This window comes from Pacificimonas pallii (assembly GCF_019204005.1).
Lineage (GTDB): Bacteria > Pseudomonadota > Alphaproteobacteria > Sphingomonadales > Sphingomonadaceae > Pacificimonas > Pacificimonas pallii.
This window is the reverse complement of record NZ_JAGSPA010000004.1, coordinates 272100-280000: the sequence shown is the minus strand read 5'-3', so window position 1 is coordinate 280000 and position 7901 is coordinate 272100. Positions and strand designations below refer to the sequence as shown.

Below are 7901 nucleotides of genomic sequence, written 5' to 3'. Positions count from 1 at the left end.
GTAATTCCGAATAACGCTAGCCCCCTCCGTATTACCGCGGCTGCTGGCACGGAGTTAGCCGGGGCTTATTCTCCAGGTACTGTCATTATCATCCCTGGTAAAAGAGCTTTACAACCCTAAGGCCTTCTTCACTCACGCGGCATTGCTGGATCACACTTTCGTGCATTGTCCAATATTCCCCACTGCTGCCTCCCGTAGGAGTCTGGGCCGTGTCTCAGTCCCAGTGTGGCTGATCATCCTCTCAGACCAGCTACGGATCGTCGCCTTGGTGAGCTTTTACCTCACCAACAAGCTAATCCGGCGCGGGCTGATCCAGGGGCGATAAATCTTTGGACCGAAGTCATTATACGGTATTAGCAGTCATTTCTAACTGTTATTCCGTACCCCTGGGTACATTCCCACGTGTTACGCACCCGTGCGCCACTAAGTCCGAAGACTTCGTTCGACTTGCATGTGTTAGGCATGCCGCCAGCGTTCATTCTGAGCCAGGATCAAACTCTCAAGTTCATGATTGAATGGCAGGCCCGGACCGAAATCCAGACCAATCACCCAATGTTCAAGGAGCCAAATTCCTGCACATTACAAATGGTGTGTTGTAAGGACAGGTAGATGGCTTATTTGGTTACCGCAGTATCCGACCCCTTGTTGGTCAGACTACGGGCCGCCGCCCACATGTCCCTTCTTCATTATACGACAATGAGAAAGAGCGAAACGTGCCCCTTCCGACCTTGCGGCCGGACTACCGGTCGAGAGACAAGTTGGAGCGCTGCAGGCCGCTGTGTGCGTCGCTGCATCGTTGAGTGGCTTATATGGGCTGGGCTGGCAGATCGTCAACAGCGTTTTGAAAGAAAAGTGCGCCGTTCCCGCAATGCTTTGTAAACAAAGGGGATAAAAGCGCGTCCGGGTACCGTAGGGGCGCCCGCGCCGGTTGATAGATCGCCTTATGGCAGGAAAATATGACAGATTCGCGTGAATCACGTCTCGCGACTCCGTTGGACCCACCGATTCCCGTTACCGATTCTCCCGGCGCGGCGTTGGCACACCGGATATGTGCCCGCCGCGAATCACGCCGCCGGTCGCAGGGGGACCGGCTCAGCTGTGCGCGATATAGTCTTTGAGGGCGTCAGCCTCACGCACCGCCTCTTCGATGCGGCGCTTCACCAGATCGCCGATGGAGACGATGCCGAGAAGCTTGGCATCCTCAACAACCGGCAGATGACGGATGCGCCGCCGCGTCATGCGGGAGAGCGCGCTGACGACCGGATCGCTTGGCGGGACGGTGATCACATCGGCCGTCATGATCGCGCTCGCCGGACCATCCAATATCCCCGGGCCGCGCTCGGTTATGCAGCGGACGATATCGCGTTCCGAGACAATGCCCGCAATATGGTCGCCGATCATGACCAGAACAGCGCCAATGCGATGCTCCACGAGAATCTTCGCAACTTCTGAAACGGACTGGTCCGGTCCGACGCTGATCACGTCGCCGCGTCCTTCGATTATATTGCCGACAAACATATGCGTCCTCCCAACGGTCGCGCCGCGTCACCTTGCCCTACCCCGCGCGATCACACCCGGGTTGAGCATCGCGCAAAAACAGCGCAATGAAAAGGGCATGGCAAGAATATCCGCAAAACGCCGCTTCGGCTGGCTGTTCGGCTGCGCGGGCACGGCGGGAATCGCCGTCGCCGTCGCCGCGCTGGCATGGATATCGAAGGACGGCGCGGCGCTGCCCCTGCACATGATCATATCCGTCAGTCTGGCGTCGATCATGTCCATGCTGCTGGCCGCTGGACTGATGGGACTGATTTTCCTGTCGAGCGACAGCGGGCACGACCAGATCGCCGCCGATGAAGCGGCGAAGCAGGAACCGGAAGGCTGGCAATAGCCCCCCCCCGGGATCCCTGCGCCTCGCGTCTTGCTTAAGCCGGTGCCCGCAAATCAGAAGTCGACGAGCATGCCGACACCGACGCTGTCCGCGGAATAGCCGCCTTCGACAGGGTCGACCGCGACCGCGAACGGTCCGCCGTCGATGGACAGATGGTTATAATTGAGGAAAAATCGCAGATACGTGTCGGCGTACCAGTTCAGCGCCGCCTGATAAGCCGTCTGCTTGCCGCCATCGATACTGCCGTCCACAAGGTCGATATGGTCGAGCCGCGCCGCGATCTGCCAGGCGCCGGCACCGCCGGTCGCGATGCTTTCCGCAACCTTTGGACGTCCGAAGGTACCGTCCTTATAGGTACGCTGGCCGCCGGAGAGGAAATATCCGGCCTCGACATAACCGCCCCAGAAACCGGCGTCGGGAGCCGCGCCAAGGCCATCGACATTGGCGAACATCACTTCACCGGCGACGTGAAGCGGGCCGGACAGCACCGCGGCCTCAGCACCGTAAAGCGTGTCGGAGGCGGCCTCCAGGCGGTCCGTGTTCACAAGGCGCAGGTCGGTGGAGTGGATGCCCGGTCGTTGACGATAGCGGACCGTCTGGGCCTCGTCCGCGAATTCGGTGTGCTGGACACTGGCGCCGATATGCAGCTGCGTATCCTTGCCGAGGACGGGCGCATAGACGGCACGGGCCGCAAGGCTCCACTGGTTGTCGCCGTCCTCGATCAATGAACCGAGGTCGTTCGCAAACACGCCGCCGCTCAGGAACACGTCACCCGCGGCATAGTCGACGCGAATGCCGGCGCGGCGTTCCAGACCGAATGCATCGGTAAGGGCCGAACGCTCGATGAAGGTGATGTACCTTGAGGAGGTGAGCTCCTCCAGACTGACACCGGTATTCTGGTTGCCGATCGCCACCTTGGCATCGCCAAAAGACAGATAGGCGTAGGCATCGGCGAACTCGACCTCATTGTCGGCAAAGTCGACTTCGAGCTTATAGCCGATATTCGTGCGGATCTTACCCTCGACACCAAGACGGGCGCGGCGAAGTTCGGTGGTCCAGCCCCTGCCCTCATTGTCGATCGCATCGGGTACGCTCAGATGACCGCCGGCGAACTGCAGCCGTCCGCGCGGCTTGAAACTCCAGCCGTCACCGGAAATCACCGGCGCGCCCTTCCAGGCGACCTGGGAGACGTTCTTCTCGGCGGCGACCTCCACCGCACTCAGCCGGGTATCCTGGCCTTCGAGGACGGCCGACTGCGTCTCGGCAATGGCGGCCTGCCGCGCGTCACTGGTGGCGGTTTCGGCGCGAAGGGCCTCGACCTCCGCGCGAAGGGCCGCGAGCTCGGCCTGTAGCGCCTCGATCTGCTGCAAGGCCGCGTCGACGTTCCTATCCTGAGCGGCAGCGGGGAGGCAAAGCCCGGTTGTCAGCAATAGTGCCGCGGACAGATTGCGGAATATCATATGTTCAGCTTTCGAAAGAGGGGGCTTTCGACGCCAGATACTGAGGTTCGATGGCGCTTCCGTGACGTTTATGTTGTGCTTTTATGAAAGTGCCGTGCCTCTGTTACAAAACTGTCAAAGAAACGAGACCGAGGCGTCAATTGTATCCGGACCGCGCTCGTCGTCTTTCTCGTCATCCCGGTCCGCGGCCTTCTTGCGCGGAGCGGCCTTGCGCGGCTTGCGAACCGCGCGAACCGGCTTCTTGTCATCGCCCTGCTCTTTATCATCGCTGTCCGCCGAGGCATCGTCGGCCTTGCGGACACGATCAGCGGCCGGTTTCCGTCGCGCCCGGACAGGCGGCTTGCGCGCAACGCTGTCGTCACGCCCGTCATCATCATCGTCCTGATCGTCATCGCCGGAATCAGCGCCGTTATCGGCATTGCGGCCACGACCGCGCTGCTGCCGGTTATCGCTGCGATTGTCGTTCCGGTTGTTTTGGCCACGCCCGCTGCGCTGCTGCCGGTTATCGTCATCATCGCCGATGTCGTTATCATCGGAATCGTCATCGTCGTCGTTCTGATTCCGGTTACGGCCACGGCCGCGCGAATTCTGCTGCTCGTCCTTTTTGGACTGCATCTCGGCGACGACGCGGAAATAGTGATCGGCGAACTGCAGATAATATTCCGCCTGCACGCGCTCCCCGGTCTGCGCCGCGTCGCGCGCCATATTCTGATATTTCTCGAGAAGCTGTTTCGCGTTACCGCGCTGACGCTGGAAGTTCTGCGGCTGGCCGCCCTGCGGACGTCCGCCGGAACGGCGGCGACGACCCTGTTGCGCATTTCTCATGAGACGAATGTTATCCTTACCCATGCCGACCGGTATCCGGAACGGCGCGCGCTGTTATTGCGCATCTACAGCGGCCGCATGTCTGTTGGCCGGTGTATGTCGGAGGTCGCAGACGCGTTATCCACCTGTCAGGTGTGCATCCACGGTTCCGAACATAGCACGAAGCTTGTCCTTGCCAAGCCTGAAATTACGATCTGGTAAAGGAAAGCGCCCGCTCATGTCCGGCAAGGTCTTTCCGGCCGTCCGCGAAACGCAGCCCGTTCTTCGCCGCCATATCCCTAACAGCAGCCCCCTGCCCTGCACCGATTTCAAGAATCGCGACGCCGCGCTGCGTCAGCCGGGCGGCCAGTTGCGGCACGATGATGAGATAGTCGGCAAGGCCGTCTGCCGCCGCGAACAGCGCGGGATGCGGTTCATGCTCCCTGACCCCGGGGCCAAGAATATCCGCAGCATCGACATAGGGCGGATTGCACAGGATGAGGTCGAACGCTTCTGTCAGTTCCGCGCACCAGTCGCCGCGTCTGAACATCGCGCGGTCCGACATGCCAAGCGTTGCCGCATTCTCCATGGCAACGGCGAGCGCGGCTGGGCTTGCGTCTATGCCGGTACCGCCCGCATCCGGAAATTCGCTGAGCGCGGCCAGCAGGAGACAGCCGGATCCGGTGCCGAGATCGAGAATCCGGTGCGGGGGACGATCCCCGAAATGCGCAAGCGCCGCCTCGATCAGGCTTTCACTATCGGCGCGCGGAATCAGGGTGTCGGGCGTCACCTTCAACGCGAGTGACCAGAATTCAGCCTGCCCGGTAATGTAGGCAAGCGGCTCGCCCGCCGCGCGGCGGGCGATGAGGGCACGATATGCGTCCGCATCGATCTGGTGGCGCCTTGCACCAAGAAGAAGCGCGCTGCGGTCGGCGCCGATGACATGCGCGGCGAGCAGTTCCGCATCGAGGCGAGCCGTTTCGGGTTGAGCGGACGCGCTCAGTTCACGTGCTGCTGTGGATATGAGCGCGAAAAGCGAAGTGCCGTGATGACCGCCCTCATACCGAACTTGTGTCAGCATCCCTTTTTTCCTTCGAGTGGAGGAAAACCCGGCCGCGCAGCGTCGCCATGTTCAGACATCCGACCCTCAATATCGAAGCTGACATAAATATAAAGCGTGCCGAACGGCTTGCCTGCACGGAAATGGACGGCGGGATTCGGACGGCGCGGCGCCATTGGGGCATGAAACAAGATGGATGCCGAAACAAGTTCAGCATGACGTCCAGGGGTAGGCTCGCGCCTACCCGTCACCCAGCCCTGCCAGCCGCTCAGCCTCATCTTCCGCGATCAACGCGCCGACCAATTCGTCCAAGTCACCCTCGATGATCGTCGGCAGGCGGTGGAGGGTAAGGTTGATGCGATGGTCGGTGACGCGGCCCTGCGGGAAATTATAGGTGCGAATGCGTTCCGAGCGGTCGCCGGAGCCCACCATGGACTTGCGCGCGCCGGCGCGTTCATCGGCCAGTTTCTGGCGCTCCAGTTCGAACAGCCGCGCACGCAGGACCTTCATGGCCTTGGCGCGGTTCTTGTGCTGCGATTTCTCATCCTGCTGGATCACCACGAGACCGGTGGGAATGTGCGTGATGCGAACCGCCGAATCGGTCGTGTTCACGGACTGGCCGCCGGGGCCTGAAGCGCGGAACACGTCGACGCGCAAATCCTCATTATTGACCTGAACATCGACGTCCTCCGCCTCCGGCAGCACGGCGACGGTCGCCGCGCTTGTGTGGATACGGCCGGAGGCTTCGGTGGCGGGCACGCGCTGGACGCGGTGCACGCCGGATTCGAATTTCAGCTTCGCGAAGACGCCCGCGCCCGACACATTGGCGATCACCTCCTTAACGCCGCCGGCATCCGCGCCGGACATATCCATGGTTTCGACCTTCCAGCCCTGCGCCTCGGCATAGCGCGAATACATGCGGAACAGGTCCCCTGCGAACAGCGCGGCCTCCTCACCGCCGGTACCGGCGCGGATTTCCAAGATCGCACTGCGATCATCCGCGACATCCCTGGGTAGCAGCAGGACCGCAAGCCGCCGTTCCGCCGCCGGCAGCCTGCCGCGCACGTCCTCCAGCTCCGCCTCGGCGAGTTCGCGCATCTCCGCATCGCTTTCACCATCGGACGCGAGTGCCTCCAGTTCGGCAAGTTCCTCGCGGGCGCTGCGCACTTCCCTCGCCGCCGCGGCGACGGGATCAAGCTCGGCATATTCCTTGGACAGCTCGACAAAACGCTCCGCCGCCAGTTCGCCGGAGGCCATGTCGGATGTCAGCTCGGCATGGCGCGCGATGATGGCGTCGATGCGTTCGTCGGGGACGGTGGGCGTGTCGCTCATCGCGCCTGCCCCCCCAGATTGCGCGTTCGCCAGGCCGGAAAGTCCGGCACGTCGCCGTCATGTCCGGTCAATGCGACAAGGCGCAGTTCCGCGAGATAACCGCCGACGAACCCGGCCTCCGCCTGCGGAATGCGGACCTGTTCACCGGCGACGAGATCTTTGACCTGCATGGTGTCGTCCCGCATTTCATCGGCACCGATGATGATCGCGAGGCGCGCGCCGCTGGCGCTGGCGCGGGTCATGCGCTTCTTCATATTGCCTGCCGCGAAGGTTTCGACCGCCACGCCGCCGCCTTTGCGCAGCGCCGCCACCAGGCGCGCACCGCGCGCACTCGCCGCGTCATCCATCGGGATGAAGGCGAGATCGACCCCTTCGGGCGCAGGCGCATCGATCAGCATGGCGAGGCGTTCGATACCCGCCGCCCAGCCGACCGCCGGGGTATGCGGGCCGCCCATCGCCTCGATCAGGCCATCATAACGGCCACCGGCAAGGACAGTGCCCTGCGCGCCGAGCGCGTCGGTGACAAACTCAAAGGCGGTATGACGGTAATAATCAAGGCCCCGCACAAGCCGCGGATTGCGCGTCCATGCCACGCCCGCCGCATCGAGGCCGGAGGTCAACGCCGCGAAAAACGCCGCGGCTTCGGCAGTCAGGAAATCATCGATCACAGGCGCATCCGCGACGAGCGCGCGGTCGCCCTCGTTCTTGCTGTCGAGAATCCTGAGCGGATTCGCATCAAGGCGCCGCTGGCTGTCTTCGCCCAGGCTGTCACGGTGCCCGTTGAAATAGGCAAGCAGCGCCGCCTGCCATGCCGACCGGCTTTCAGGATCGCCCAGCGTATTCAGTTGCAGCGTCACATTCCCGGCGACACCGAGTTCTTCGATCAGATGCTGGCCCAGCGCGAGCAGTTCCACATCGGAATCGGGACCAGCGGACCCGATAATTTCCGCATCGAGCTGGTGAAACTGACGGAAGCGCCCCTTTTGCGGCCGCTCATACCGAAAGCAGGGTCCCGTTGCCGCCAGCTTCATGACACCATGCTGCTGCCAGCCGTTCGACAGATAGGCGCGCGAGATTCCGGCGGTGAATTCAGGACGCAGCGTCACCGAATCGCCAGAGCGATCCTCGAACGTGTACATCTCTTTCGAAACGACGTCCGTCGTCTCGCCAAGCGAGCGCGCAAAGACGCCGGTATGTTCGAAAACCGGAATATGGACGGAACGGAAGCCGTAAAGGCGGCGGACCCGCGCGAATGTGTCGACGACGTGGTCGAAGCGGGCGGCTTCCTCGGCAATGAAATCATTCGTGCCGCGAATGGCGGAAGGCTTGTTACTCATGAGCGGGGACATAGGGCGCT

At 62.2% G+C, this 7901-nt stretch carries 7 protein-coding genes and 1 rRNA gene (1 of these 8 only partly in view); 1 reads left to right on the top strand and 7 read right to left on the bottom strand.

Translation table 11 applies throughout. The features are described from left to right. Both KCG44_RS13220 and KCG44_RS13215 read right to left on the bottom strand, forming a co-directional pair. A 16S ribosomal RNA gene (locus KCG44_RS13220) occupies window positions 1–507 on the bottom strand; it reaches 980 nt to the left of the window's first position. A 585-nt stretch (window positions 508–1092) separates the two neighbouring features. Then, complete coding sequence (locus tag KCG44_RS13215; RefSeq protein WP_218446577.1) at window positions 1093–1518, bottom strand: CBS domain-containing protein; 426 nt, start codon at window positions 1516–1518, stop codon at window positions 1093–1095. A gap of 97 nt (window positions 1519–1615) precedes the next feature. On the opposite strand from KCG44_RS13215, the gene KCG44_RS13210 reads away from it, so the two are divergent. Beyond that, a complete protein-coding gene (locus tag KCG44_RS13210; RefSeq protein WP_218446576.1) occupies window positions 1616–1888 on the top strand; it encodes a hypothetical protein in 273 nt (90 codons plus the stop codon). 53 nt (window positions 1889–1941) lie between these two features. Here the strand turns inward: KCG44_RS13210 and KCG44_RS13205 are convergent, their stop codons facing one another. The 5 genes from KCG44_RS13205 to hisS all read right to left on the bottom strand — a co-directional run bounded on the left by KCG44_RS13205 (window position 1942) and on the right by hisS (window position 7881). After that, window positions 1942–3348, bottom strand: coding sequence for an OprO/OprP family phosphate-selective porin (locus KCG44_RS13205; RefSeq protein WP_218446575.1), 1407 nt, complete (start codon window positions 3346–3348; stop codon window positions 1942–1944). A 114-nt stretch (window positions 3349–3462) separates the two neighbouring features. Beyond that, window positions 3463–4173, bottom strand: coding sequence for a DUF4167 domain-containing protein (locus KCG44_RS13200; protein ID WP_218446574.1), 711 nt, complete (start codon window positions 4171–4173; stop codon window positions 3463–3465). Between the two features lie 187 nt (window positions 4174–4360). Next, window positions 4361–5233: a peptide chain release factor N(5)-glutamine methyltransferase gene (gene prmC / locus KCG44_RS13195; protein WP_218446573.1), complete on the bottom strand. Its 873-nt coding sequence runs from the start codon at window positions 5231–5233 to the stop codon at window positions 4361–4363. A 219-nt stretch (window positions 5234–5452) separates the two neighbouring features. Further along, window positions 5453–6544, bottom strand: a complete 1092-nt coding sequence (prfA, locus tag KCG44_RS13190) for a peptide chain release factor 1 (protein ID WP_218446572.1) — start codon at window positions 6542–6544, stop codon at window positions 5453–5455. Continuing rightward, window positions 6541–7881, bottom strand: a complete 1341-nt coding sequence (gene hisS / locus KCG44_RS13185) for a histidine--tRNA ligase (protein WP_439651449.1) — start codon at window positions 7879–7881, stop codon at window positions 6541–6543. Before hisS ends, prfA begins: the two co-directional genes overlap by 4 nt. Window positions 7882–7901: the final 20 nt, after the last annotated feature.

Excerpts from the sequence above, each read along its gene's own strand:
- prmC (WP_218446573.1), bottom strand. The coding sequence starts at position 5,233 with ATGCTGACACAAGTTCGGTATGAGGGCGGTCATCACGGCACTTCGCTT.
- KCG44_RS13205 (WP_218446575.1), bottom strand. The coding sequence starts at position 3,348 with ATGATATTCCGCAATCTGTCCGCGGCACTATTGCTGACAACCGGGCTT.
- KCG44_RS13215 (WP_218446577.1), bottom strand. The coding sequence starts at position 1,518 with ATGTTTGTCGGCAATATAATCGAAGGACGCGGCGACGTGATCAGCGTC.
- KCG44_RS13210 (WP_218446576.1), top strand. The coding sequence starts at position 1,616 with ATGGCAAGAATATCCGCAAAACGCCGCTTCGGCTGGCTGTTCGGCTGC.
- KCG44_RS13200 (WP_218446574.1), bottom strand. The coding sequence starts at position 4,173 with ATGAGAAATGCGCAACAGGGTCGTCGCCGCCGTTCCGGCGGACGTCCG.
- hisS (WP_439651449.1), bottom strand. The coding sequence starts at position 7,881 with ATGAGTAACAAGCCTTCCGCCATTCGCGGCACGAATGATTTCATTGCC.
- prfA (WP_218446572.1), bottom strand. The coding sequence starts at position 6,544 with ATGAGCGACACGCCCACCGTCCCCGACGAACGCATCGACGCCATCATC.